Origin of the sequence: Erysipelatoclostridium sp. An173, from assembly GCF_002160495.1 — a bacterium.
In the GTDB taxonomy this organism is placed as follows: domain Bacteria; phylum Bacillota_I; class Bacilli_A; order Erysipelotrichales; family Coprobacillaceae; genus Thomasclavelia; species Thomasclavelia merdavium.
This window is the reverse complement of record NZ_NFKR01000006.1, coordinates 62,882-87,629: the sequence shown is the minus strand read 5'-3', so window position 1 is coordinate 87,629 and position 24,748 is coordinate 62,882. Positions and strand designations below refer to the sequence as shown.

The 24,748-nt window shown below is 29.6% G+C and carries 26 protein-coding genes and 1 riboswitch; of the genes, 3 read left to right on the top strand and 23 right to left on the bottom strand.

Going from position 1 to position 24,748, the window contains the following annotated elements; translation table 11 throughout:
* Positions 1 to 35: 35 nt before the first annotated feature.
* The 8 genes from asnS to B5F09_RS04345 all read right to left on the bottom strand — a co-directional run bounded on the left by asnS (position 36) and on the right by B5F09_RS04345 (position 5,780).
* Positions 36 to 1,421: an asparagine--tRNA ligase gene (gene asnS, locus B5F09_RS04380; RefSeq protein ID WP_087303112.1), complete on the bottom strand. Its 1,386-nt coding sequence runs from the start codon at positions 1,419 to 1,421 to the stop codon at positions 36 to 38.
* 52 nt (positions 1,422 to 1,473) lie between these two features.
* Positions 1,474 to 2,103 carry a redox-sensing transcriptional repressor Rex gene (locus B5F09_RS04375; protein ID WP_087372005.1) on the bottom strand — a complete coding sequence of 210 codons (630 nt, stop codon included), beginning with the start codon at positions 2,101 to 2,103 and terminating at the stop codon, positions 1,474 to 1,476.
* Positions 2,096 to 3,130 carry a tRNA (adenosine(37)-N6)-threonylcarbamoyltransferase complex transferase subunit TsaD gene (tsaD, locus tag B5F09_RS04370; RefSeq protein WP_087303108.1) on the bottom strand — a complete coding sequence of 345 codons (1,035 nt, stop codon included), beginning with the start codon at positions 3,128 to 3,130 and terminating at the stop codon, positions 2,096 to 2,098. Before tsaD ends, B5F09_RS04375 begins: the two co-directional genes overlap by 8 nt.
* On the bottom strand, positions 3,121 to 3,576 hold the full coding sequence (gene rimI, locus B5F09_RS04365; RefSeq protein WP_087372002.1) for a ribosomal protein S18-alanine N-acetyltransferase: 456 nt from the start codon (positions 3,574 to 3,576) through the stop codon (positions 3,121 to 3,123). The genes tsaD and rimI overlap by 10 nt, the downstream gene beginning before the upstream one ends.
* Positions 3,570 to 4,172, bottom strand: a complete 603-nt coding sequence (tsaB, locus tag B5F09_RS04360; protein WP_087371999.1) for a tRNA (adenosine(37)-N6)-threonylcarbamoyltransferase complex dimerization subunit type 1 TsaB — start codon at positions 4,170 to 4,172, stop codon at positions 3,570 to 3,572. Before tsaB ends, rimI begins: the two co-directional genes overlap by 7 nt.
* A complete protein-coding gene (tsaE, locus tag B5F09_RS04355) occupies positions 4,169 to 4,618 on the bottom strand; it encodes a tRNA (adenosine(37)-N6)-threonylcarbamoyltransferase complex ATPase subunit type 1 TsaE (RefSeq protein WP_087303102.1) in 450 nt (149 codons plus the stop codon). Before tsaE ends, tsaB begins: the two co-directional genes overlap by 4 nt.
* 9 nt (positions 4,619 to 4,627) lie before the next feature.
* On the bottom strand, positions 4,628 to 5,161 hold the full coding sequence (locus B5F09_RS04350) for a DUF402 domain-containing protein (RefSeq protein WP_087303101.1): 534 nt from the start codon (positions 5,159 to 5,161) through the stop codon (positions 4,628 to 4,630).
* Positions 5,162 to 5,252: 91 nt separating this feature from the next.
* A complete protein-coding gene (locus tag B5F09_RS04345) occupies positions 5,253 to 5,780 on the bottom strand; it encodes an ECF transporter S component (protein ID WP_087371997.1) in 528 nt (175 codons plus the stop codon).
* A 71-nt stretch (positions 5,781 to 5,851) separates the two neighbouring features.
* Positions 5,852 to 5,952: riboswitch (TPP riboswitch) on the bottom strand.
* A 166-nt stretch (positions 5,953 to 6,118) separates the two neighbouring features.
* Here B5F09_RS04345 and B5F09_RS04340 point away from each other — a divergent pair.
* Complete coding sequence (locus B5F09_RS04340; RefSeq protein ID WP_087371994.1) at positions 6,119 to 7,309, top strand: acetate/propionate family kinase; 1,191 nt, start codon at positions 6,119 to 6,121, stop codon at positions 7,307 to 7,309.
* 139 nt (positions 7,310 to 7,448) lie between these two features.
* Here the strand turns inward: B5F09_RS04340 and B5F09_RS04335 are convergent, their stop codons facing one another.
* A complete protein-coding gene (locus B5F09_RS04335; protein ID WP_087302839.1) occupies positions 7,449 to 7,967 on the bottom strand; it encodes a hypothetical protein in 519 nt (172 codons plus the stop codon).
* Positions 7,968 to 8,377: 410 nt separating this feature from the next.
* On the opposite strand from B5F09_RS04335, the gene glmS reads away from it, so the two are divergent.
* Positions 8,378 to 10,195, top strand: a complete 1,818-nt coding sequence (glmS, locus tag B5F09_RS04330; RefSeq protein WP_087302837.1) for a glutamine--fructose-6-phosphate transaminase (isomerizing) — start codon at positions 8,378 to 8,380, stop codon at positions 10,193 to 10,195.
* Between the two features lie 36 nt (positions 10,196 to 10,231).
* Here the strand turns inward: glmS and B5F09_RS04325 are convergent, their stop codons facing one another.
* Positions 10,232 to 11,149, bottom strand: coding sequence for a sugar phosphate nucleotidyltransferase (locus B5F09_RS04325; protein WP_087302835.1), 918 nt, complete (start codon positions 11,147 to 11,149; stop codon positions 10,232 to 10,234).
* A gap of 166 nt (positions 11,150 to 11,315) precedes the next feature.
* Between B5F09_RS04325 and B5F09_RS04320 the strand changes: the two genes are divergently transcribed.
* Positions 11,316 to 12,647, top strand: a complete 1,332-nt coding sequence (locus tag B5F09_RS04320; RefSeq protein ID WP_087371991.1) for an O-antigen ligase — start codon at positions 11,316 to 11,318, stop codon at positions 12,645 to 12,647.
* A gap of 33 nt (positions 12,648 to 12,680) precedes the next feature.
* Here B5F09_RS04320 and rpsO read toward each other — a convergent pair whose 3' ends face one another.
* From rpsO to B5F09_RS04255, 13 genes are all read right to left on the bottom strand, one after another.
* On the bottom strand, positions 12,681 to 12,947 hold the full coding sequence (gene rpsO / locus B5F09_RS04315) for a 30S ribosomal protein S15 (RefSeq protein WP_087302832.1): 267 nt from the start codon (positions 12,945 to 12,947) through the stop codon (positions 12,681 to 12,683).
* A 118-nt stretch (positions 12,948 to 13,065) separates the two neighbouring features.
* Positions 13,066 to 13,821: a peroxide stress protein YaaA gene (gene yaaA, locus B5F09_RS04310; RefSeq protein ID WP_087371988.1), complete on the bottom strand. Its 756-nt coding sequence runs from the start codon at positions 13,819 to 13,821 to the stop codon at positions 13,066 to 13,068.
* A gap of 8 nt (positions 13,822 to 13,829) precedes the next feature.
* Positions 13,830 to 14,681 (bottom strand): Cof-type HAD-IIB family hydrolase, encoded by an 852-nt coding sequence (locus B5F09_RS04305; protein WP_087302828.1) that lies wholly within the window; start codon positions 14,679 to 14,681, stop codon positions 13,830 to 13,832.
* Between the two features lie 87 nt (positions 14,682 to 14,768).
* Positions 14,769 to 15,524 carry an alpha/beta hydrolase gene (locus B5F09_RS04300; RefSeq protein ID WP_087371984.1) on the bottom strand — a complete coding sequence of 252 codons (756 nt, stop codon included), beginning with the start codon at positions 15,522 to 15,524 and terminating at the stop codon, positions 14,769 to 14,771.
* A 9-nt stretch (positions 15,525 to 15,533) separates the two neighbouring features.
* Complete coding sequence (locus B5F09_RS04295) at positions 15,534 to 16,682, bottom strand: aldo/keto reductase (RefSeq protein WP_087302824.1); 1,149 nt, start codon at positions 16,680 to 16,682, stop codon at positions 15,534 to 15,536.
* 76 nt (positions 16,683 to 16,758) lie between these two features.
* A complete protein-coding gene (locus B5F09_RS04290; protein WP_158095802.1) occupies positions 16,759 to 17,139 on the bottom strand; it encodes a DUF1648 domain-containing protein in 381 nt (126 codons plus the stop codon).
* A gap of 103 nt (positions 17,140 to 17,242) precedes the next feature.
* Positions 17,243 to 18,043 carry a Cof-type HAD-IIB family hydrolase gene (locus B5F09_RS04285; protein ID WP_239404245.1) on the bottom strand — a complete coding sequence of 267 codons (801 nt, stop codon included), beginning with the start codon at positions 18,041 to 18,043 and terminating at the stop codon, positions 17,243 to 17,245.
* Positions 18,025 to 19,164, bottom strand: coding sequence for a glycerate kinase (locus B5F09_RS04280; RefSeq protein ID WP_087371978.1), 1,140 nt, complete (start codon positions 19,162 to 19,164; stop codon positions 18,025 to 18,027). Before B5F09_RS04280 ends, B5F09_RS04285 begins: the two co-directional genes overlap by 19 nt.
* An 83-nt stretch (positions 19,165 to 19,247) precedes the next feature.
* Entirely contained in the window at positions 19,248 to 20,438 is a 1,191-nt protein-coding gene (locus B5F09_RS04275; protein WP_087371976.1) for an MFS transporter, read from the bottom strand.
* A gap of 682 nt (positions 20,439 to 21,120) precedes the next feature.
* The gene (locus B5F09_RS04270) at positions 21,121 to 21,987 is read right to left on the bottom strand and encodes a hypothetical protein (RefSeq protein ID WP_087371973.1); all 867 of its coding nucleotides are present in this window, start codon (positions 21,985 to 21,987) and stop codon (positions 21,121 to 21,123) included.
* Positions 21,988 to 22,052: 65 nt separating this feature from the next.
* Positions 22,053 to 22,868, bottom strand: coding sequence for an endonuclease/exonuclease/phosphatase family protein (locus B5F09_RS04265; protein ID WP_239404244.1), 816 nt, complete (start codon positions 22,866 to 22,868; stop codon positions 22,053 to 22,055).
* Between the two features lie 111 nt (positions 22,869 to 22,979).
* Positions 22,980 to 23,795: a hypothetical protein gene (locus B5F09_RS04260; protein WP_204215216.1), complete on the bottom strand. Its 816-nt coding sequence runs from the start codon at positions 23,793 to 23,795 to the stop codon at positions 22,980 to 22,982.
* 178 nt (positions 23,796 to 23,973) lie between these two features.
* Complete coding sequence (locus B5F09_RS04255) at positions 23,974 to 24,534, bottom strand: manganese efflux pump MntP family protein (RefSeq protein WP_087299649.1); 561 nt, start codon at positions 24,532 to 24,534, stop codon at positions 23,974 to 23,976.
* Positions 24,535 to 24,748 lie beyond the last annotated feature (214 nt).

The window sequence follows — 24,748 nt, the reverse complement described above, 5'->3', positions numbered from 1 at the left end:
TAGAAAAAAGCCTATAATTTTAATAGGCTTTTTTTCTAAAATTTCAAATTTCTTGGCGTTCTAGGGAATGGTTCGACATCACGAATGTTTTGCATTCCTGTTAAATACATTAAGAAGCGATCGAACCCAAGTCCAAATCCAGCATGTTTACATCCACCATAACGACGTAAATCCATATACCATTGTAAACCTTCTTTATTCATACCTTTTTCATCCATGATTTTTTCTAATACATCATAGCGTTCTTCACGTTGGCTACCACCTACTAATTCACCAATTCCAGGTACTAATAAATCACATGCAGCTACTGTTTTATTATCATCATTTAAACGCATATAGAAAGCTTTAATTTCTTTAGGATAATCTGTTAAAAATACTGGTCCTTTAACAACTTGTTCGCAAATATAGCGTTCATGTTCACTATTTAAATCCATACCCCAATAAACTTTATTTTTAAATTTAACATCAGCTTTTTCTAGAATTTCGATTGCTTGAGTATATGTCATTCGTTTGAAATCACTATTTCTTACTTTAGTAATACGATTAATACAATCTTTATCAATCATATTAGCAAAAAATTCCATTTCAGCTGGTGCATTATCTAATACATAATCGATACAGTATTTTACCATATCTTCGATTAAATCCATATTGTCTTCTAAATCCGCAAAAGCTATTTCTGGTTCAATCATCCAGAATTCACTTGCATGACGTGATGTATTAGAGTTTTCTGCTCTAAATGCTGGTCCAAATGTGTAAACATCTCTAAAAGCTAAAGCAAATGCTTCAACATGTAATTGACCAGTAACTGTTAAGAAAGCTTCTTTACCAAAGAAATCATCTTCAAAATTAGTATCATCAATAGTTGTTGCTCTAAACATTTCTCCAGCACCTTCACCATCATTACTTGTAATTATTGGTGTATGAACATAAACAAATCCTTGTGATTGGAAAAATTCATGAATAGCCATTGATAAAACACTACGTAATCTAAAGATAGCATAAAAACTATTAGCACGTGGTCTTAAATGTGGAATTTCTCTCATATATTCAAATGTATGACGTTTCTTTTGTAAAGGATAATCATTATCACATGTTCCTTCTACTTCCACTTGAGTAGCTTCTACTTCAAAAGGTTGTTTTCCTTCTGGTGTTAATTTTAATTTACCAACTACTCTAATTGCACTTCCTGTTGCAATTTTTTCAACTTCTTCATAATTATCAACACGATCTTGAGTATATACGATTTGTAAGTTTTTAAAATACGTACCATCGTTTAAAGCAATAAAACCAAGTTTACCATTGTTACGATTTGTACGAACCCATCCTTCAAGTTCAACATATTCATAGCCTTCTAAATCCATAACTTGATTGCTTAAAAACATTTCATACAATTCTCTTATTGTAATAAATTCAAACATATTAATCCTCCTATTTGTATCATTATAATTTAATTTATTGATTTATCAAGTACTACTTGCGATGAGAATCCATTTTAATTACTAATTCCTGGATTGCTACAACTACATCAACCTGCTGTACCTCAACTCCCTGATCAACTGTAAAATGCGTATGAGTGAAATCAACAATTCCTTTGATTCCTAATTTCATTAATCGATCAACAGTTGGTTGAACATTTTCCGAAATAGCTAAGATTGCAATTTTACAACCTTCTGGAAAAGTCTTTTCTAAATCATCGATATTATATATTTTAACGCCAAAGCGTTCTCCCTCTTTATTTTTATCTTGATCATAACCACAAACAATTTTTCCTACCGTATATTGCCAGCGATTATATTTTAAAATGGCACTTCCTAAATTACCAACGCCGATAATAATAATAGATTCATCTAAACCTAAACCTAACACTTCACTTAATCCATCAATAAGATGTTTAACATCATAACCTTTGCCCCGTTGACCAAAATTACAAGTTTTAGATAAATAAGTAAAATCTCTACGAATAGTAGTATCTTGAATTCCAGTCAAACTTGATAGCTCGCTAGATAAACAGTTTTCTTTGCCTTCGTGTTGCATCTTTCTTAGCGCTTTTAAATAAATTGGATATCGTGACATCGTTGCATTTGAAATCTTTTTATCCATTATGCTTTACCTCACTAACTGACTCTTGCTGCAAGTCAATATTAGGTTTAATTCCTAGTGATAAATCACTAAATATTTGTAAATCATACATTTCTTTAGCGGCTAATGCAATCATCATAGCATTGTCAGTACAACAGCTCATCGGTGGTAATAACAACTCAACATTATCCAATTTACTTACTGCTTCATTCATAGCATTACGAAGCCCGCGATTAGCACTAACACCACCAGCCATCATGACTTGTTTTACATTATAAGCTTTAGCTGCTTTTATTGTTTTATTAACTAGTGATGTAATTACTACATTTTGAAAAGATGCTGCTAAATCATTTTTATTTATTTCTTCATGGCGTAAATAAGCTTTATGATTCAAATTAATAACAGCTGATTTTAACCCACTAAAACTAAAATTATAACTATCATCATCTAATGGTACTGGTAAATCATACGTATTATTTCCTAAAGAAGCCATTTTATCCAAAACTGGTCCACCTGGATATGGTAAATTTAAAACGCGTCCTACTTTATCATAAGCTTCTCCAACGGCATCATCTAAAGTTTCCCCAATTACTTCAAATTCAAATGGTGCTTTTAATAATACTAGTTCACTATGACCACCACTAACTACTAAACATAAACTTGGATATTCGATATCCTGGTTATAATTATTAGCATAAATATGTCCGGCAATATGATGAACACCAATTAAAGGTTTATGATAAGCCATTGCAATAGTCTTAGCTGCTTGAAGACCAATATGCAATGAACCAACTAATCCTGGTCCTTTAGTTACTGCAATAGCATCAATTTCTTCAATAGAAACGTTAGCTTTTTTTAATGTCTCTTTTAAAACAAGTGATACACATTCAACATGTTTACGACTGGCAATTTCTGGAACAACCCCGCCATAAAGAGCATGAACATCAATTTGTGAAGCGATTACACTCGCTAAAAAATCACGTTTGTCTTTTAGTACGGCCATTGCCATTTCATCACAACTAGACTCTATTGCTAGAATTAATGACATGATTTCTCCTCCATTTCTTTAATCATTAAATAGGCATCTTCATGAGTATCTTGATAATAATCTTTTCTAACAGCTACGATTTTAAAACCACAACTCTGGTATAAATTAATTGCTCGCTGATTTGATACTCGTACCTCTAAATTAATATTATCATACCCTAAATAACTACTGATTTCGATACATTTATTCATTAACACCTTAGAATATCCATGTCCTTGATGTTTTTTAGCAACACCTAATGTAGTTATTTGAGTTTGATCTCCTAAATTCCACATTCCAATATAACCAACAATTTCTTTTTCTATTTCTAAAACTAAAATTGTTGAAAATGCATTTTTTGTAATTTCATAAACAAGATCCTCTTTACTCCAGGGTGAAGTAAATAGTTCATGTTCCATGGCAACTACTGCATCGATATCTTCTAATTCCATTTTTCGAATTAACATATTTTTTTAGCCTCAACATCCTTTAAATATTGGGGAACTAAATTATCAACATCCTGACAATAATCAACACTTAAACTAGCTTGATAAATGTTTTGACACAAATCCACCTCATGTTCAGGACATTCTACAAGCTGACAATCACCCACTACTTCATAATCAGGATACTGCTTCTTTAAAGCTGGAAAATCTTCAATTAACATTATTTGATCATCTATTACAGCATGATTATCATTATATACCCCGACAAAAATTTTTTTACTTCGAGCATCAATAACACTAATTGCCTTATGATTTCCGGCATAACTATGCAATGAAGAAACAGCTTTAATTTTAACTTTAGAAATAGCTGCTAATGTTTTAGCAATTGTTAAAGCAACCCTTTGACCTGTATATGATCCTGGTCCAATTGTAATAACTAATTCATCGACATCCAATAATTCCCATTGTTGTTTTTTTAATATTTCTTCCAAACGAACCAAAGCATCTTCAGACTGGCGTCTATTTCCTGCTTCTTGATATTTTTGCAATGCTTTACCATCTTGATAAAGTCCAATTACTAAATATGTATTTGATGTATCCATCACTACTGTTTTCATCCCAACGCCTCCAATAACTGTACATACTCTTTACCAATTGCTTTTAAAACGAATTTACGTGCGTTTTCATCAATTTTATTAATTTGAATTTCTAGCCGTTTTTCAGGTAATATATCACTAATAAATTCAGGCCATTCAACTACACAAACATCATCACTATCAAAAATTTCTTCAAAACCTAAATCATTATCCTGCCCTTCTAAACGATAAGCATCAAAATGTGATAACTGTAGTCTTCCTCGATATTGTTTTAAAATTGTAAAAGTTGGACTGTTAATAACTCTTTTTATTTGTAATCCCTGACCAATCCCTTTAGTAAAAGTAGTCTTACCAGCACCTAAATCACCATCTAAAGTAATTAACATTCCTGGCTGTAATAATTCGCCTAATTTTTTTCCTAATGATAATGTAGCTTCTAGATTTTCAACAAATATTGTTTTTTCCATTTTATTCTCCTATCCTTGCGTCAAATCTTCATAGACATGGTACCAATGCTTAGTGAAATCTTCACTAAATGGCCCTTCTTTTTTAATCGCTAAATCGATTAATATTTGCAATTGTTTTTTTAATATTTGATCTAATTCTTTAGAATAATTCATTGCTCTTGCATGTTGTTTATATTCTTCCTCATCTAAAATACGATAATTACCATCAGGAAAAACTTTTAAATCCAAATCATAATCAATATATTTCAAAGCCTCACCATCATATAGAGTTGGAGAAGCAATATTACAATAATAATAAACACCTGTTTTACGAATCATACAAATTACATTATACCATTTTTTCTTAGGAAAATAACAGATAGCCGGTTCTCTTGTATGCCACATCCGGCCATCTGCTTCAGTTACTAAAGTACGGTTGTTTATGGAAATAAAATGATCATCATTTTCATCCAAAATAAATCCTTTTGACCAACAGCGATGAATCGTTCCATTATGCTTATAACAATGAATTAATACTTTCTTTCCTATCAGAGAATCTGACATCATTTTCTACCTCGCTTTTATAACATTAACATTATACACAAAATATCTTACTTTTTAAAGTCAAAAGAAAAAGGTATCAGTTTTCTGATACCTAAATACGAATAACTCGCTTTAATCTTGGATATAAAATCATAAATAATATAAAGCAAGCAACCATTGTTGCAATATTATATGGTAAATTATAACTTAAATTAGCAGGTAATGGTGTTGCAAAAGCATACCAGCCAGCAATTAAATGACTGATTGTTTTTAAAACCATTACAATTACTATTCCAATTGGAATCTCTACCTTGTTTACTTTGACTAATGGAATAATTCCTACCACTCCCACAATTGCCATTGGTAATAAATAATCAAAGATCACTGATAAAGCTCCATAAAATGTTGCTAATCCCAAAACAAAATGTAATCCCACACAAACTAGTGATACCACTAATCCATAAATAGGTCCCATTAAATAACTACATAACATCAATGCAACAAGTGAAAATGCAACATTTCCTCCTCGAGGCATTTGTGGTGTAAATTGTGTTAGATACTCTAACACGATTTGTAGCGCCGCAAAAATTGCCATATACGCCATTGTTTTGGTGTTAATTTCAAATTTACTTTTTTTCATGTTTGTTCCCCTTTCTTTACAAAAGAGCCAACAAAATTAAAAAATGCTTTTTTACAAGCGTAAAAAAGCAAATAGTTAAAATTTTGCTCTCTCTACGCTGGCATTACCCAGTTCAGATGATAAGGGACAAGGTTTTCACCTTTCTCAGCATAACGCGCCCCTGGCTCGTATACTATTATAGTTTATTTAATCGAAATAGCAAGAAAAATAATAATTGAAGTATTATTTCCTTTTTACATTTTAATACTTTAATAAAAAGAAAATTAATAAACTCTTGCTTTTATCTAGAAATTTGAGAAAATGATGATATAATGACGATAGACTAAGGAGGCTTAAAAATGGCAAAAATTATATCTGTAAATGCAGGTAGTTCATCTTTAAAATTTCAATTATTTGAAATGGATGATGAATCTGTAATTACATCAGGAGTAATTGAAAGAATCGGATTAGAAGATTCAATATTTACTATCAAATATCAAGGAGAAAAAAGTGTTACTACACAAAATATCAAAGATCATAAAGTTGCAGTTCAACTATTATTAGATACTTTGGTTGAAAAAGGAATTGTAAAAGACTTAAATGAAATTAAAGGTGTTGGACACCGTGTTGTTCAAGGGGGAGCATATTTTGATTCTTCAGTAGTTATTGATGAAGATGTTGTAAATAAAATTGATGAATTAAAATCATTAGCGCCTTTACATAATCCAGCTCACTTAACAGGATACTATGCTTTTAAAGAAGCAATTCCTAATGCTGGAGCGGTAGCTGTATTTGATACTGCATTCCATCAAACACTAGAACCAAGATGTTATATTTATCCAATTCCATATAAATATTATACTGATTATAAAGTACGTAAATATGGTGCTCATGGAACTAGCCACTTCTACGTATCACAACGTGCTATTGACTTGTTAGGTAATCCTGAACATTCAAAGATCATCGTTGCTCATTTAGGAGCTGGTGGTTCTTTATCTGCTGTTAAAGATGGAAAATCTATCAATACATCAATGGGATTTACACCACTTGCAGGAATTATGATGGGAACTCGTAGCGGTGACGTTGATCCTTCTGTAATTGATTATTTAATTGAAGAAGTAGGAATGGATATGCATGAAGTTATTAACATGCTTAATAAAGAATCTGGTTTATTAGGTATTTCAGGTGTATCTAGTGATTTTAGAGATGTTCAAAATGCCGCAATGGAAGGTAACGAACGTGCTCAATTAGCAATCGATATCTTCTATCGTCGTGTTATCGCTTATATTGGTCGTTATTTCATCGCTTTAGGTGGTGTTGATGCAATCTGCTTCACTGCTGGAATTGGGGAAAATTCATACTTTGCTCGTAGCGGTATTTGCGATTTATTAAAAGAAGCTTTAGGAGTTGAAATTGACGAAGACGCTAACGTAAACGGTACTGGAGAACGTTTAATTAGTACTCCTAATTCAAAAGTTAAAGTTTTCGTTATCCCAACTAATGAAGAATTAGTTATCGCTCGTGATACAAAACGTCTATTAAACTTATAAACAAACATGTAGCCAAAAGCTACATGTTTATTTTTTATAAATAACTATAATACCTTCTAATATTTCTTGTTATAAATACTTTAAAGTGCCATGTTGTTTTTTTACTTATTTTAATTTATTACCCATTAACAGGCCTTTTTTATTTTAATAAATGCTCTTTAACATATTTAATAATTTTATCATGACTTGTCAAAACATCACAAAATGGTTTTCTTAAATCCAACCGCTGCATATCAACACATCTAATTTCACTTAATTGTAAACGACTTTGTGTTTTCTTGCCACCCATTACAACATCAATGTCCATCTCAAATTCAGGATTAACTTGACTTCCCTTAATTGATGTACATGGAATTATCAGCATTTTATAACCTAAATCCTTTAAAACATAACACCAATGGCCATCCATTAATTCTTTTGGAAAGCCCCTGCCAATATTAAAATATGCTAATTGATGTACCATTGGCCGACTTGCAAGATGATAATATGTATTATCAATATCCCGTCCCCCTTCTTTAACTAAATGACAATAAAAGTATTCTAGCTGATTAGTTAAATGTTTTAATGAACAACTATACTTTTCAACATCATAGATTCCAGTTTCTTCTAGATTTTCTAAAGATTTACTAATTTCTAATAGATTTTCTTGAACACTCATATTTCTTCCTCCTATTAAACATATACTTTACAAAAACTAAAATCACTTTTATTTTTTACGAATTTTTTTTATTTATTCAAATAACTAAAAATTATTTTTATAAATATAAAAAATTTGATATTATTCTTTAGTCACACTTTTATCTTATTTTCATATAATAAATATAGGTTGCTTTTTATTTTTTAATTTTATATAATAGCAACAAGTTATTAAGGAGATCAAATAACAAATAGCGCCAGGACTAAGTTATCTTAGTTGACGAGGACTAGACTTATCGGAAGATTCGGCGGATGGTCTAGAGGTATGATACTACCTAAACAATGAACAAAAATAATGAGCGATCGTTAAACAAATTCATTCGGTATCCTCCATTAATAACTAATAAAATTAAATATTTTGGAGGAAATTTTATGTGTGGAATTACAGCATTCTCAGGTAAAGAAGAAGCTTTACCATTTTTATTACAAGGACTCTCTAAGTTAGAATATCGTGGTTACGATTCAGCTGGAGTTACCCTTGTTGATAAAGACAAACTTTTCACTATTAAAACGAAAGGAAGACTACAAAATCTTGTCGATCGTCTTGACCAAGATACACCTGTAGGGCATGTTGGAATTGGTCATACACGTTGGGCAACTCATGGTATCCCATCTAACCTTAACTCACATCCCCATACTAACAACGATAATACTATTTCGTTAGTACACAATGGGATCATTGAAAATTATCGTGAGTTAAAAGAAGAATTATTAGCCAAAGGTTATCATTTTCATAGCGAAACTGATAGCGAAGTTGTTGTTCATCTTTTAGATTCATATTATCAAGGTGACTTACTTGAAGCATTAAAGAAAGTTATCAAACGAATCGAAGGAAGCTATGCTCTTTGTATTGTTTCAACATTGGAACCTGATGTTGTTTACGTTACCAAAAAAGATAGTCCAATTGTTTTAGGCGTCAATAGTGATGCCAGTTTTGCAGCTAGCGACATTCCTGCATTATTAGACTACACTAAAGATGTTTATTTCATTAAAGATTATGAAATCGCCAAACTTTGCAAAAGTAAAATTATTTTCTATGATGCAAATGGAAATGAAATTCAAAAAGAAACAACGCATATTCCTTATGATAACGAAGCAGCTCAAAAAGGCGGATATGACACTTTTATGTTAAAAGAAATTCATGAACAACCTCATGTAATTAAAGAAACATTACGTGGCAGAGTAGAAAATGAAGATCAAATCGTCTTACCAGAATTAGATGAAATTAAAGATCGTTTTTCAACTTTCAACAAAACTTACTTTGTTGCTTGTGGAACTGCTTATCATGCCTGTCTTTCAGGAGCTAATATTTTAGAACGTTTAACTGGTATACCAACTTTTTCACAGGCAGCTTCTGAATTTAGATATGGTGAACCAATTATAGATGAAAAAACTTTATGTATTTTTGTTTCTCAGTCCGGTGAAACTGCCGATACTCTAGCAGCATTAAGACTAGCTAAAGAAAAAGGCTGTACAACTATTGCTATTGCAAACGTATTAGGTTCAACAATTTCTCGTGAAGCCGATGCAACTATTTATACTTGTGCCGGTCCAGAAATCGCTGTTGCTAGTACTAAAGCATATACTACTCAAGTGATTGTTTTAATATTATTAGCAATGTATATTGCTCAGACTTTGGGAAAAGAAAATGAAATTTATAAAGATATTATCAAAGGTATCGCTAGATTACCGGAACAATTAGAAGAAATCTTAAAAGATGAACCGTTATTTGAAAAATATGCCGGTTATTTAAAAGAACTTCACGATGCTTATTTCATTGGACGAAATTTAGATTATGCAACAGTTCTTGAAGGAGCATTAAAATTAAAAGAGGTTTCTTATATTCACGCTGATGCTTATATTGCTGGTGAATTAAAACATGGCCCAATTGCTTTAATTGAAAATGGTAGTGTTGTAATTGCTGTTGCAACGCAACCACAAATTGCAGCAAAAACAATAAGTAATATTCAAGAAACAATTGCCAGAGGAGCAAAAGTAATCTTATTTACTATTAAAGGTCAAGAAGTAGGAAACGTTGATGAAACTTATTATATGCCAGATGTAAATCCAATTTTACAAGCTGTTTTAGTAGCAATTCCGTTACAATTAATTGCTTATTATGCCGCTAAATTAAAAGGCTGTGACGTTGATAAACCTCGAAATTTAGCCAAATCAGTAACAGTAGAATAATAAAAGTCCCTGCTTAATATTAAGCAGGGCTATTTTTTAAAATAATTTTTGTGGATAAACTCCATCTCTAATTAATTCTTGAATACTATTAACAACACTTTCTTTATCTTCTTTATAAGTAACCCCAAACCAATTGTCATGTGATTGAAGAACTTTAACTTCTACTACACCATCATCAAGTAATGAACCAATTATTGTTGGTAATAAATATTCTTGTTTTAAATCATCTTTATCTAAATTAGCTAAAAACGTATTAAATTCTCTTTCTAATATTTCGAAAATTTCTGGTGTTAAAGCCCACATATTCATTGATACTGGAACTTCTAAATCAATTTCTGTTACTGAATCATTATCTTTTACAACAGCACATCCATTACCTTTTTCGATATTATGAGTTTCTTTGATATCTTCTAAATAACCATTAGCATCTATTTTACAAATACCTCGAGTTACACCACCATTGTCACTTAAAGTATTTTTTAAAACAAAGCTAACCATTGCTAACTGCAATTTTTCTTGATCAACACTTTGATTTGTTAAATATTGATAAGCTACTTGATAAGCTTCCTTACCATAATAATCATCAGCATTGATTACTAAAAAAGGTTCTTTAACAACATCTTTACAACATAAAATTGCCTGACCAGTTCCCCATGGTTTAGTTCTTTGCTTAAATGTTTCTTGATATTGACTAGGAATTTGATCTAATTCTTGAAAAACATATTCAACATCGATTACTTGTTTAATTCTTGAACCGATAACTTTATCAAACTCTGCTTCTAAATCCTTTCTAATTACAAAAACAACTTTGTTGAAACCAGCTTCTTTAGCATCATAAATTGAATAATCCATGATAATTTCTCCATTTGGTCCAACAGGAGCTAATTGTTTAATTCCGCCCCCAAAACGGCTTCCAATACCTGCCGCCATAATAACTAATGTAACGTCTTTCATAATCCTTCCACCTTTAATATTCTGCTAAATAATATGATAACTTAAAGTTGATTTAATTTCCAGTATATTAAAAAAATTTTAAGCAATAATAATTTTAATGCATAAATACGATTAAAAGATAGTATTTATAAGGTGATTTTGCTAGAATATGGCTTAGGAGGCTTACATGAAAGACTTATTATTATCACAAAAAAATTACAAAATCGCATTCGTTGTTTTTATCTTTACAAATACTTTAGCACTAGGATATTTTAATATTACAATCAATCCATTAAGCTATTTATTTTTATTTTGGGGTATTGCAATTATTTGTTACAATTTTATAAAAAAAGAAATTGATTTTCATGATCATAAATTTGTACTAATTCTAATCTATGGATTTTTACTACTATTTGCCACAATAATAAATCAATATAGTAATCAAAAATCATTTATATTAGCTTTAATGCAATTAATTATTTTTACTTTAATTTATAACAACCCCAGAAACTTTACCATTAACGACATAAAAAACGAATTAAAAATAATTGTTCCTTTAGTTAATATTTTAACAGCACTAGCAAGCGGTATTTCAATATTAATGTATTTATGCGATTTTTCTAGCAGTCGCTATGGTTGGCCAATTGGAATGGTCAATGATCGTCTTTTTGGTATTTATTTTAATTGTAATCCAGCTGCTTTTTTAGCTGCAATTACTATTTTATTAGCTTTGATAGCTATTAAAAATAAAAGTAAATATTCTCATTTATATATGATCAATATTATCATTGAAGTAATTTATATTATTTTAACTAAATGTCGCAGTGCAATGATTATTATTGCTATTATCATTACGGCTTTATGCTACGCTTATTTTATAAAAAATAAAAACTTTTCTAAAATAAAACGATATGGCTTATCAATTATAATTTGCATTGGAATTTTTTTAGGAACTATCGTAACAACTAATATAACTTCATCTATTGTTAATAAACAGCAAGAAAATAGTAGATTTCAAATTGAAGAAGTGTTTACATCAATAGATTTATTGTTAAAAGGTGACGTACAGCCAGCTTTAAAACTTATCGATCAAGTAAGTAGTGGTAGAATCGAATTATTAAAAACTTCTTATCAAGTATGGCAAACTAGTCCGATTATTGGTATTGGAGCCGGAAATTTTCAAACAATTGGTACTCATGAAACAAGTGATACAGTAGTTAAACAAATTCAAGTAGTTCATAGTCATAATATATTTGTAGAGACATTAGTTACTACTGGTATTATCGGAGCAACCATATTTTTAATTTTTTTATTTAAAACTATTAAATCGCTTTTGAAATTATTTTCTAATAAAAGTTTTAATACTTATTTGATGATCTTATTATTTACTTTAATTGTTGTAAGTGAATTTATCGGTAGTTTGTTTGATTATGGTGTTTTTTATACTTACAGTTTATCTGCTACTTTATTCTGGTTATTTTTAGGATATTTGAATCAAATAGAAAAAGATGATGGCTAGCCATCATCTTTATTATTAATATAAACTTATAGCTTATTTTCTTAATCCTAAGCTATCGCATAAAGCTGAATATCTTTCGATATCTTTATTTTTTAAATATTTTAATAAATCTCTTCTACGACCAACTTTTTTCAATAATCCACGATTTGAATGTTTATCTTTTGGATGTTGTTTAAAGTGACCATTTAATTTGTTAATGTCTGCAGTTAATACAGCGATTTGTACTTCTGGAGAACCTGTATCTCCTTCTTTACGAGCGTATTTTTGCATAACGGCTGTTTTTTCTTCTTTTGTTAACATTTTTTATCCTCCTATTTTTTAACTTAGCTAACTCCAAGCTATACGTCGAGTCCTCGTATATCCTAGGGATAGCCGCAATTAGTATTTTATCAAATATCTTATCATTGTCAAGATAAAATCAAAATTTTTCACTCTTTCTAACAAACACAAATGCCTCGCTAGAAGATAAATCTTCTTGATATTGATAATTTAAATCATTAAATAATTTTACACCCTCATACGTTGTGATTCGATTTTTAACTATGTATCTAGTCATCGCACCACGAGCCATTTTTACATATACCCCGATTTCTTTTAACTGACCATCTATTTCTTCTTTGAAATAACATTTAACGTATTTTACTGGTTTAGATAAATATTTTTTGATAACTCGGGCATACTGATTAGCTCCTAAATCAAGAATTTCATGATCATCTTTTATTAATTCTTGGTAAATTTTATCACCCCACACCTGGTATAAACTTGAATAACCAGCCATTTTAAATGGATTATTCATTTCCAGGCGATAACTAACAACACCATCTAGTGGTCTTAAAATACCATAAAAACCGGATAAAATAACTAAATGCTGTTGTAAAAAAGCAAAGTCATCATAACTCATAACATGACTAGCCATATAATCATATTGGATTCCTTGATAAGCTAAAATAGCACAAGTAAGGTTATTTCGAAGATCCATTGACTGATAATTATCATATGCTTCTTTAGCAATTCTATCACTACAGCCAAGCATTTTTTTAACCTCCGAAATTGTTAAAGTTTTTAAATGATTTAATATTTTCTCTGTTGTTTCAAGATAAACCGGTAAGCTTTCAACTTCTAAAAAAGAAGCATCATTTGTCATTTTTTTAGCTGGTGTAATTACTATTTTCATATAAATCTTTAAACCATTGTATAGATTGCTTGTGCTACGCCATTATTTTCACAGCTCTTTACTACCTGATAAGCCATTTCTTTAATTGTAGAATCTGCATTTTCAGGTGCAAATGAATATTTAAAACGTTCAAACATTGTAATATCATTTAGTCCATCACCTAAAACCATAACTTCATCTTTAGAAATATTCATCTTAGCAACAACCTGTTCTAAAATAAGCCCTTTTTGCGCTTTTTTATCAGTCACTTCGACATTGTCATCAAAAGAAGATAAATAAGCGATCCCTGAAAGAGCAGCCAATTTTTCTTTAGCTTTAGAAATTAAGGCTGTATTAGTATTAAATGCTTCTACTTTAATAATATCAATGTCTTGTTTTAAAAACTCATCAACATCCTTGATTTCTTTTAAATGCATACAAGGCATATCTTGTTGTACCCCATTAAAATATTCTTCTTTTTTCCGATTAAAACGCTGAATACAACGATCAATAAAAGCATCACGAACTATTTCTGGTTTTTTAGTTGTATAAAAACCAGCCGTTGTAAAAATCATATAATAAGTATTTAAATCATCAAAAATCTTTAAAACCTCTTTAAATCTTTCTTTAGGAAAATAACAGCTAGACAAGATTTTTCCTGTTTCATCACAAAACTGAGCTCCATTTCCTAAAATACATGAACAATGTAAACCATAACGATCCATGATTCCTTTTATACCAAAATAATCTCGTCCAGTGGCAATTGTAAAATTTACCCCTTTACTTTGAGCATATTTAATAGCTTCTAAATTTTCTTTACTAATTGAAGCATCTGTTAATAAAAGTGTTCCATCCATATCCGATACAATCATTTTTATCATAATCAAAACCTCGCTTATTTTAATTTACTATCATTGTATCGTAATTTCTAAATAACGACTAATTTTTTCCCATTTAGAAATAACAGCCTATTTCCATAAAAAATCAAAATATACTGGATTTTCTTTCTCCCATGAAGCTTCATTATGACGTCCGTTTTTTACTACATTAATATAACTATAACCATGCAATTTTACTATTTCATCGTTAAACCAGCTAATATTTTTTAACATCCAGTTAAATCCTGATTTTCCCCGAACTTCCCGGGTTCCAAAGCTAAAATATACTCGAGTATCACTACTAATATCAGCTTGTCTAAATTCACTTTGTAATTGTTCTTGACAAATTGAAATAGCTGGTGATATACATGCTGCTTTAGAAAAATATTGATTATATTTGATAACTGTATATAAAGCCATCAAACCGCCCATAGAACTACCAGCTACACCAGTACACTCTCTAAAAGGAATTGTTCGATATTTATTATCTATCATTGGTTTGAATTCATTCACTACCCAATCCATCAATTGTTTTCCTTGACCTCTAACCGGCCCAAAAAAACTATTTTCTAAATCATAAGGACAATATTCACTTAAACGCTGATTCCCTTCATGATTACATTCAATACCAACAATAATCATTTTTTTATCGTAACTATCCATAAAATCCTTTAATCCCCATGATTTACCATAAGTAGCATCTTGATCATTAAACAAATTATGACCATCAAACATATACATAACCGGATAACTTTCTTGATGATTATAATAATCATCTGGTAAATAAACATGAATCATTCGTTTTAAAGAAAATGGTGTAATTAATACTTCAAATTTTTCTATCATTTTACCCTCCTAATAGCCAAATATTTTTACTGCTTCTTGCATCTTTTTTATTATTTCTACTTCAAATGGACAATTCTTTTCACAAAGACCACAAGCAATACATTCACTAGCATGATGTTTTAAAGCCTTATAGTGTTCCCTAACAGTCTCTGGTACTTCATTTTGTGCTTTACATAAATCAGTATATTTATTTACCTCAGCTACATTAATTCCTTTTACACATGGTGCACAATGACCGCAATAAACACAGTTTCCTTTAAAGGAATGTTTAGGGACGTTAGCTAAAACCTCTGCAAAGTCTTTATCTTTTGTATCAGCACTTTCATAGGCAAGATTAGTCATCAATTCTTCACAATTATGACAGCCAGCCATAACTGAAACTACACCAGGACGAGTTAAACAATAATGAATACATTGTAATGGTGTCAAAGCTACTTTAAACGGTGATAGTTTTTCATCTAATAAATCTCCGCCACCAAAAGCTTTCATTACGGTAATTGCCACTCCTTCTTTTTGGCATAATTCGTATAAATTCTGACGTACTGGATCAATATTGAATAATGGCTGTTTATATTTTTCATCATCCCATAAATCATTAACATTTTCAGATGGTGGCAACAAATCATAACAAGGATTAATAGAAAATAAAATAACATCTACCAATCCTGTTTTTACTGCTTCAATAGCTATTAATGGGTTATGAGAACTAATTCCAATATGTCTAATAACTCCCTTTTCTTTTAATTCTAAAGCGTATTTAATAATAGGACCATTAAATACTGTTTCAAAATCTTTTTGCTGATCAATATAGTGTATCATACCAATATCGATATAATCAGTTTGAAAACGTTGTAACATATCTTCAAAACCAGCTTTTACTTCATCAATTTTACGTGTTCTTAAATATTGATCATTTTTCCAATAAGAACATAAATGTCCTTCAATGATCCATTTATCACGATTATTAGCAATCGCTTTTCCAAACTTAGTTCGCATATCCGGATTAGGAGAATAAAAATCAATAAAATTTATTCCTTGCTCCATTGCCTGATCAACAAATTCTTTAACTTCCTGATCACTTTTTTTAGCTAATCCTTCACACCCTAAAGCAATCTCACTAACCATGATATTAGTTTTTCCTAATTTTCGATATAGCATATCATTCACCTCATTTTTATTGTAATAGATAAAGTACAGTTTAAGTCAATAATAATTTAAAAAGGGCATCAGCCCTCTATTTTGCTTTAAATATTTTATAAAAATATAAAATCATTGTAATAACAATAACCCCTAGAATTAACAAATTAATCCTAAAATCACCTATCTGTAAAGATGAAAAAACACTCATAATCATAAATAATGAAACAACCTGTAATTTTATAGTTATTAACATATTATATAATAATTGATATATTCTTTGCTTATTTTTTTCAGTTATTGTTACTCCAGTATTCCAATATTGCGGTTTACGTTCAATTACAGATAAACCAAAATATAAAATTATACCAGCTATATAAGCAATCCATATCTCCCATTTATTACCATAACGATCAACTTCGCCATTAAAATTATAGTGCATTGGAATTTTATCAGGTAACAAAAGATATTGTATCATTAAAAAACAAATGTTACAGTTAAAATTATGATACATAGATAATTGACTATTTTACAATATTTAGTTTTTTTGATTTTATAATTTTCATCCATAAAGATACCTTTTATAGTAAATTAAAATGCTTTAATGCCTTAACAACTCCATCTAAATCAACTTCATCAGTAACATAATCAGCTGCTTTTTTAACTTCTTCATTACCATTACCCATTGCCACAGCTAAATTTACATGATTCAACATTGGAATATCATTACCACCATCACCAAAAGCCATTGTTTCACTCAACTGTAAATGATAGTATTCTAAAAACTTATCAATACCATTTTGTTTTGTACCGCCTTTAGGTGAAATATCACAAAACATTGGATGCCAGCGTGCAGAGATACAATTTGGCATTAATTTCAATAACTCTTTTTCTTCTGCTTCATCAACAAAACATTGACATTGATATATCTTTCTAGTACAAACCTGGCTACAATCTTTAGCTGGCTGGCCGTCATTTTGCGTAATCCGATGAATTTCATCAACCCGCCAATCACGATAATTATAATACTTGTCGTGTTCTTCAGTAAATCCACAAGGAACCTGATGATTGTCTAAATAATTAACTAGGTTTTGTAAATCATGAGGATCAATGGTATTTTGATAAATAATTCGGTCTTTATCATAACAATACTGACCATTTAAGGTAATATAACCATCAAATTCAATCTCATCTAATACTTTCAAGCCATCTTTTCCACGACCGGTTGCAATAAAAATTTTAATTCCTTTTTTCTTTAATTGTTTTAATGCTTCGATTGTTGAATCAGGAACTTGATGAGTTTTAAAACTCACTAAAGTTCCATCAATATCAAAAAATATTGCTTTAATCATTTTATTTACTCCTACTGTTTTATTTTCCATAATCTAAATACCTGCTCAACGGTATCCGTTAAATTATTTTTAGCATTCTCTTTAGCCATTGCCTCTTGTAAAGTTGTAATATTACGAATAATAGGAAAATACGCATCTATTCCTTCTTGATTACAAAGCTTAGCTTCTTTAGTTACACTACCAGCAAAAGCGATTACTGGCTTATTATATAATTTAGCCATTTTAGCTACTCCAACAGGTGCTTTTCCCATTGCGCTTTGTCGATCCAAACACCCCTCTCCTGTAACAACAACATCAGCGTCTTTAAGATCAGATTTTAAATCAATTGTTTCTAAAATAATATCAATACCTGACTCTAGGGTGGCCTTAACAAAGGTTAAAAAAGCAAATCCTAACCCACCGGCTGCTCCAGTACCAGGAACTAAAGCATCACTATGAGGATATTTTTTCTTAGCAAGGTTCGCAAAGTTATATAACCATTGATCCATATCTTTTATCATTTGGCTAGTAGCGCCTTTTTGAGGGCCAAAAACCACACTGCAGCCGTTTTCACCACATAATACATTGGTTACATCACAAGCGATTTTAAATTGACACTTCTTTAATTCAGGTAAAACATTTTTATCATCTATCTTTACTAAATCCTTTAATCCGCGAGCTCCTAAAGGAACTTGATTACCATCTTTATCAAGCAAATCAAACCCTAAAGCCTGTAACATCCCAATACCGCCATCGTTTGTAGCACTGCCACCTATTCCAATAATAAAATTATTACAGCCTTTAGATATTGCATCCTTGATCATTTCTCCTAAACCATATGTCGTTGTATAAAGAGGATTACGCTGCTTTAAAGATAATAGAGTAATCCCAGCAATACTAGCCATTTCCATAATTGCTAATCTTTTTTCTGGAATAATTCCATAACTACTTTCTATTTTATCACCTAATGGCCCAGTTGCAACAACAGTTTCTATTTTACCGTTCATTCCTGATACTAATGCTTCAACAGTTCCCTCACCCCCATCAGCTAGAGGTTTAACAATTATTTTAGCATCCTGATATACTCGTTTAATACCTTGTTTAATAGCATTTCCAGCTTCTAGTGAACTTAAACTTCCTTTTAACGAATCAATAGCCACTACTACTTTCATTTAAATCACCTCCACTATTACTTTTTAAAATAATTATCATTGAGCAATAATCAGGTCGTAAACGACCTGATTAAATACTACCTTTATACTTTTTCAACTGTAAATAATACAATTACTGCTCCTATCAATGATAGAATAACTCCTATCAATAATACTTCACTAACACCTACAGCATCTAATAAGATACCACCAATGATATTAGCAAAAACCCCAGACATTGTCATTGACGTAGTGACAAAAGATTGCCCTTTAACAATATCTTTATTATCAACTTTACAATTTACATAATATACTGATGCTGGAATAAATAAAGCATAAGCACCCATTTGTAAAACTTGAGCAATATAAATCATAACCATATTAGTAGCTAGGTATGTAATAGCATGTTTAGCTAAAAATAGCACTATTGATGCTTTAATTAATGTCCCACAATTCACTTTTTGACTAAGCTTAGTAAAATATGCCATAGTTGGTAATTCAAGCATCGCTGCTAAAAATACCGCATTTCCCATGTCACTACTATTACCACCAACATTAGTTACAATTTGAATAAAGAAATTATTAATAATTGTATGAGCAAAATAAACTAATACAAAACCTAATAAGAAAACAATAAATTTTTTATACTTACCAGCAAATTTTAATAAACTAACATTTTCTTGTACTTCAGCTTCTGTTTCACTTTCTTCATCAGCATTAACAATCTGTGCATTTTTTGGTAAAACAAATAAATGAACAACTATAAATAATAGTGCATTAAATACGACATAACAAATCGGTAAAAGATCAGGACTAAACCATTCAACAATATACCCTAATGCCATTGATGTTAAAGCATAAGCTACAGACCCTAATCCTCTTGCAATACCAAAATTAATTTGAATACCATATTTTTCAAAAATAAATGCTAAAGTATTGATTAATGGCATTATCGTTGTTTCTAAAGAAAAAATTGCCACAATTAAAATAAAAATTAAAGTTTGATTTGTGGTAATTACTAATAGGGCAACTGATAAAATAATCGCAATTGCAACTATCGTATTAATAATTTTACGGATTTCAATATTTTTATGATTATCGGCAAATGAAGCTAATGCCGGTTGCATGAAAACTGCTAAAATACTACATAATGATAAAATAATACCAATTGTAGAATTGGAAAATCCCTTATGTAACAAATAAACTGATGCATAGCCCATCATGGCTGCAAAAGCACCAAAATAAAAAATTTGGCTAGCCATGTACTTAATGTTTAAACTTTTTCTACTATCCATAATACCCACCTCTTATAATCGCTTACATAATATTAATATAACATAATTAATGTTAATTAAAAAGTTTTTTCAAAATTTGATTCATATTTTATAAGCAATAGTTTGATCATATCATTTGACAAAAATAACTATCAACGATAATATAATAATATAGTTAGATTAGACTAACTATGTAAAACATCAATAATTATATAACAATATATATCAATACAATTATCAAGAAAGGTAGGAATAATTATGATTACAACATTAATTTTATTAACAATGATTTTAGTAGCGATTTTCACTATTAAATCGCATCTTAAAAGAAGACTAATCAACCAAAGTCATCAGTAAAATAGTTTAAATATTATATCTATTCCCTTTAATAAAAATTATATATTGTTGTACTTAAAATAATAAATATCAAAATCTATATGATAAAAGCATCACTTCAATGAAATGATGCTTTTATGCTTTATTTTGTATAATATAAATATAAAAAGGAAAACTTTTACTAGAGGTGATTATATGCAATACGAAAATCTTCATCAGCTTATAAACCATAGTAATCGTTCTCGTCAATATTTCTTATCGCTTCCAGTATCTATGCAGCTAAAACTCCATCAATACAATGAAAACATTCATAATTTATCTCAGCTTCATTTTTTTGTAGAAAACATTGACAAGTTATAAAAATTTATTATTTAGGATTAGGACCTAAGTAGATTAATTTTAACTTTATTCCTGTATCCAATCTAATTCTTGAATTTTGATCTAATTGAAGATTGCGATAACAATCACTTAAATCATCACTAGCATCAAAATATATTTTTTGACTTTTATTATTACTAAAACATTCTAAACAACCACTGCCATCAACTACATAAAGATCATACCAGCCCATTAAATAATTAAGTCCTTCAAAATACATTCCAGCTTTTAAAATTATTTCTCTTGGTGATTTTACTATATTTCTTTTTACTTCTGCCGGTCTTGTTTCTTTAAATTTATTTAATTCTATTTGTGGTTCTTTAGTATTTTGTAACAATGATTCCATTAGTTTATTTAAATATAATTCATCTTCTCTACGAGAATCATTTTCTTTTTCATCTTCTACTTTTTCTATATCACTAAATTGTTTGCAATACTGTAAAATACTATTAGAACATTCTTTTACTTTATTTTGGCAATTAACTAATTCATCATCATCATTTGAAAAAATACCTGCTAAATATCTTTTTTCATTTAAAAACCGATCTCTAATTAACAAATAGACTGCATCTAATTCAATTTTTATTTCTTCATTATTTTGCAAAATTGACATCAAATAACTCATTTCATCTTTGTTAGCTAGACTAAAAGCTTCATCATTTAAAAAATTATAATTTCCGCCAACTTCATAAACACCAGAATCATAATATTCTACTGTACAAATAACATCTTTAATATCCTGATAATTATATATATCTTCATTTATAATAATTTTATCATTATTATAAACAACGTTTAATTCTTTATAACCAATCTGTTTTAGTAAATTGTTTATATGATTATTTTTCGTCTCCATAACTTCGCTCCTTTTCAATATATTATAATTCTACTCTTGTAATTTTAACATTATGTTAACTAAAATTATTTAATTAAAAATTCCGCATATAATAAACTATGGTCAGAAAAAGATGAAGTTTTTACATTACGTTCGACTAATTCAAAATTATCAGAATAATAGATATTATCTGGTGAGCCGTAGCTACCATATGTCATTAACGTTTCATCACTATTTACATTATCTAATATATCAGTATCCCATCGTTCATTATAACCATAAAAATAATTAAAATCACCAGCTAAAATCACATGACCATCTAATTCAATATTATTTTCAATAAAATCCAACTGTGTATCATGGTAACTATCATACGCTACATGGGTATTGTAAATATTTAACGGTGTTTGACCATACTCGATTACTGTTTTAGTTAAGACCCGTGGTTCTCTAAATAAACTATTAGCCATTAATTGTGATGATACCTTAGTAATTTGATATTTACTTAATATCCCAATTCCATAATAACCGTTAAGAATCCACATTGTTGAATAAAAATGATAATATGGATAACCGGCTTCCTTTGCCATCGATGCAACCATATCAAAGTTACCAGAACGAATTGCATTTTGATCAACTTCTTGTAAGCAAATGATATCTAACTGTAAGTCTTTGATATCATTTACGAAACTTTCTAAATCTTCTTTTCCATAGTTTAATGAGTGAACATTATAAGTCCCTATTCTTAAACGATTAGTTGCATTAACATCCACACTATCTTTAGTGACACTACAATTATATTCACTAGCATAAACACTATAATAAAAACGACCAGAAACGACAACAATCAATATTACAACTACTAAAAACATTGAAATCACCATCTTTAAAAATCTTTTCATAGCCCATACCTCCAATTATTTTTTTTAGTATAAAACTTAAAGTTTACTTAAGGTAAAGCTATTTTAAAATTTTACAAAAAATTACCATTTTTTTACATAATATAAAAGATCCTAGTTTTCACCAGAATCTTGATTTCTTAAATAATCTTTGTCTTTATCTTTTTTTCTAGGAATAAACCGTTTTAAAAAATTAAATGTATTAGGATACTTAGCATAGAAAAAGCCAAATACTGAAAATACTGCCGCTCCGATGAAATTGACTAATAAATCACCAATCGTATCAATTAAACCAATATCAACATATCCAGCTAGTTGTTGTCCATTTACAATTACTTCTTTAATATTATGAATGGTAACTCTTGAGCCATCGACTAAATCAGCACCATTTAAAAGAGTAATCATAGTATTTTTTTGAGTATTCATACCAAAAAATTGATCCATACTAAATTCAAAAAATTCCCAGATAACACCAATCGTCATAGAAAAACAAAAAGCAACTAACACCACATATAATGGTGATAATTCAAATTTAACCCGTTCACTTTTATTTAATAAATCAACAAGTGAAAAACCAATTGCCGCAGCTAGAAAACCATTTAAAGTGTGCAACATCGTATCCCATTGTGGAAAAACAAAATAATAATCGTTTACCTCACCTAAAATCTCAGCAGCAAAAATAAACAATAAAATTATTATTTCTAACGTTGATGGCAGTTCAACTTTAAAAGTGACTTGAAAAAAACTAGGTACGATCAATAACAACAATGTTAATACACACATAAAAACATTTTCATAATTTTGATTAAAAAACTGTAAAATCATAGTCAAAATGACTAATAATCTTAACACCATATAAACCATAAATGAAGCTTTATGTTCTCTAGTCTCCAATAATATTGCATTACTGATTCTTTTCAATCTTTTCATAAATCTCGACTCCATTTTCATAATTTATATGTATTATAGCAAAAATATACTGTAATAGAAGACTAAACCTTATATTTTCTATTCCTGTAAATGATAATTTTATTTGAAAACGATTTCTTTATTATCAACTTTTCTTAAAAAATAAATAAACAAAAAAGGCGGTCTTTAACCACCAGTTTTAGAAAAATAAATGTTCTATTAAAATTTTTGTTCCCATCAAGATTAAAATTAAACCGCCAGCAAATTCCGCTTTGTTTTTATATTTTTCACCAAAGACATTTCCTACTTTAACACCAATAATACAAATTACAAAAGTAATAATTCCAATGATACTTATTGATGTTAACAATGATACATCAAAAAAGGCAAATGTAATCCCTACTGCAAGAGCATCAATACTAGTTGCAATAGCTAACATTATTAAATTACCAAATTTTAAACCTTCATCTTCAATATCAGCTTCATCTTTTTCAAAAGACTCTTTAATCATGTTTAATCCAATTGCACCTAATAATATAAATGCAATCCAATGGTCAATAACAGCAATTTTATTTGCAAATGTAGTTCCTAGTAAATATCCTAGAGCTGGCATCAAAGCCTGAAAAACACCAAAAAAACCTGCGATTATTATAGCTTGACGATAATTCATCTTCCGCATTGCTAATCCTTTACATATAGAAACAGCAAAAGCGTCCATTGCTAGTCCAACACCAATTAGTACAATTTCAATTATCGACATCTTGCTACTCCTTTATTTGCTTGGCTAGTTAATTGTTTTGATTTTGTAATCAATCTTCCCATTTCAATCCTCCAAGTTTTTTTCATTGAAAAAGACCCGTATACAACAATATAATTGTTATATTCGAGCCCTTCAAATCCACAAATATAAAAACTCAATATAGGCAAATATATTGTTCTATATGAGTCTCGTTATTTAAGACAAGCCAGATTAA

Bases quoted from the DNA above. Each gene is read 5' to 3' on its own strand.
- asnS (WP_087303112.1), bottom strand. From the start codon at position 1,421: ATGTTTGAATTTATTACAATAAGAGAATTGTATGAAATGTTTTTAAGC.
- B5F09_RS04375 (WP_087372005.1), bottom strand. From the start codon at position 2,103: ATGGATAAAAAGATTTCAAATGCAACGATGTCACGATATCCAATTTAT.
- tsaD (WP_087303108.1), bottom strand. From the start codon at position 3,130: ATGTCATTAATTCTAGCAATAGAGTCTAGTTGTGATGAAATGGCAATG.
- rimI (WP_087372002.1), bottom strand. From the start codon at position 3,576: ATGTTAATTCGAAAAATGGAATTAGAAGATATCGATGCAGTAGTTGCC.
- tsaB (WP_087371999.1), bottom strand. From the start codon at position 4,172: ATGAAAACAGTAGTGATGGATACATCAAATACATATTTAGTAATTGGA.
- tsaE (WP_087303102.1), bottom strand. From the start codon at position 4,618: ATGGAAAAAACAATATTTGTTGAAAATCTAGAAGCTACATTATCATTA.
- B5F09_RS04350 (WP_087303101.1), bottom strand. From the start codon at position 5,161: ATGTCAGATTCTCTGATAGGAAAGAAAGTATTAATTCATTGTTATAAG.
- B5F09_RS04345 (WP_087371997.1), bottom strand. From the start codon at position 5,780: ATGAAAAAAAGTAAATTTGAAATTAACACCAAAACAATGGCGTATATG.
- B5F09_RS04340 (WP_087371994.1), top strand. From the start codon at position 6,119: ATGGCAAAAATTATATCTGTAAATGCAGGTAGTTCATCTTTAAAATTT.
- B5F09_RS04335 (WP_087302839.1), bottom strand. From the start codon at position 7,967: ATGAGTGTTCAAGAAAATCTATTAGAAATTAGTAAATCTTTAGAAAAT.
- glmS (WP_087302837.1), top strand. From the start codon at position 8,378: ATGTGTGGAATTACAGCATTCTCAGGTAAAGAAGAAGCTTTACCATTT.
- B5F09_RS04325 (WP_087302835.1), bottom strand. From the start codon at position 11,149: ATGAAAGACGTTACATTAGTTATTATGGCGGCAGGTATTGGAAGCCGT.
- B5F09_RS04320 (WP_087371991.1), top strand. From the start codon at position 11,316: ATGAAAGACTTATTATTATCACAAAAAAATTACAAAATCGCATTCGTT.
- rpsO (WP_087302832.1), bottom strand. From the start codon at position 12,947: ATGTTAACAAAAGAAGAAAAAACAGCCGTTATGCAAAAATACGCTCGT.
- yaaA (WP_087371988.1), bottom strand. From the start codon at position 13,821: ATGAAAATAGTAATTACACCAGCTAAAAAAATGACAAATGATGCTTCT.
- B5F09_RS04305 (WP_087302828.1), bottom strand. From the start codon at position 14,681: ATGATAAAAATGATTGTATCGGATATGGATGGAACACTTTTATTAACA.
- B5F09_RS04300 (WP_087371984.1), bottom strand. From the start codon at position 15,524: ATGATAGAAAAATTTGAAGTATTAATTACACCATTTTCTTTAAAACGA.
- B5F09_RS04295 (WP_087302824.1), bottom strand. From the start codon at position 16,682: ATGCTATATCGAAAATTAGGAAAAACTAATATCATGGTTAGTGAGATT.
- B5F09_RS04290 (WP_158095802.1), bottom strand. From the start codon at position 17,139: ATGATACAATATCTTTTGTTACCTGATAAAATTCCAATGCACTATAAT.
- B5F09_RS04285 (WP_239404245.1), bottom strand. From the start codon at position 18,043: ATGGAAAATAAAACAGTAGGAGTAAATAAAATGATTAAAGCAATATTT.
- B5F09_RS04280 (WP_087371978.1), bottom strand. From the start codon at position 19,164: ATGAAAGTAGTAGTGGCTATTGATTCGTTAAAAGGAAGTTTAAGTTCA.
- B5F09_RS04275 (WP_087371976.1), bottom strand. From the start codon at position 20,438: ATGGATAGTAGAAAAAGTTTAAACATTAAGTACATGGCTAGCCAAATT.
- B5F09_RS04270 (WP_087371973.1), bottom strand. From the start codon at position 21,987: ATGGAGACGAAAAATAATCATATAAACAATTTACTAAAACAGATTGGT.
- B5F09_RS04265 (WP_239404244.1), bottom strand. From the start codon at position 22,868: ATGAAAAGATTTTTAAAGATGGTGATTTCAATGTTTTTAGTAGTTGTA.
- B5F09_RS04260 (WP_204215216.1), bottom strand. From the start codon at position 23,795: ATGAAAAGATTGAAAAGAATCAGTAATGCAATATTATTGGAGACTAGA.
- B5F09_RS04255 (WP_087299649.1), bottom strand. From the start codon at position 24,534: ATGTCGATAATTGAAATTGTACTAATTGGTGTTGGACTAGCAATGGAC.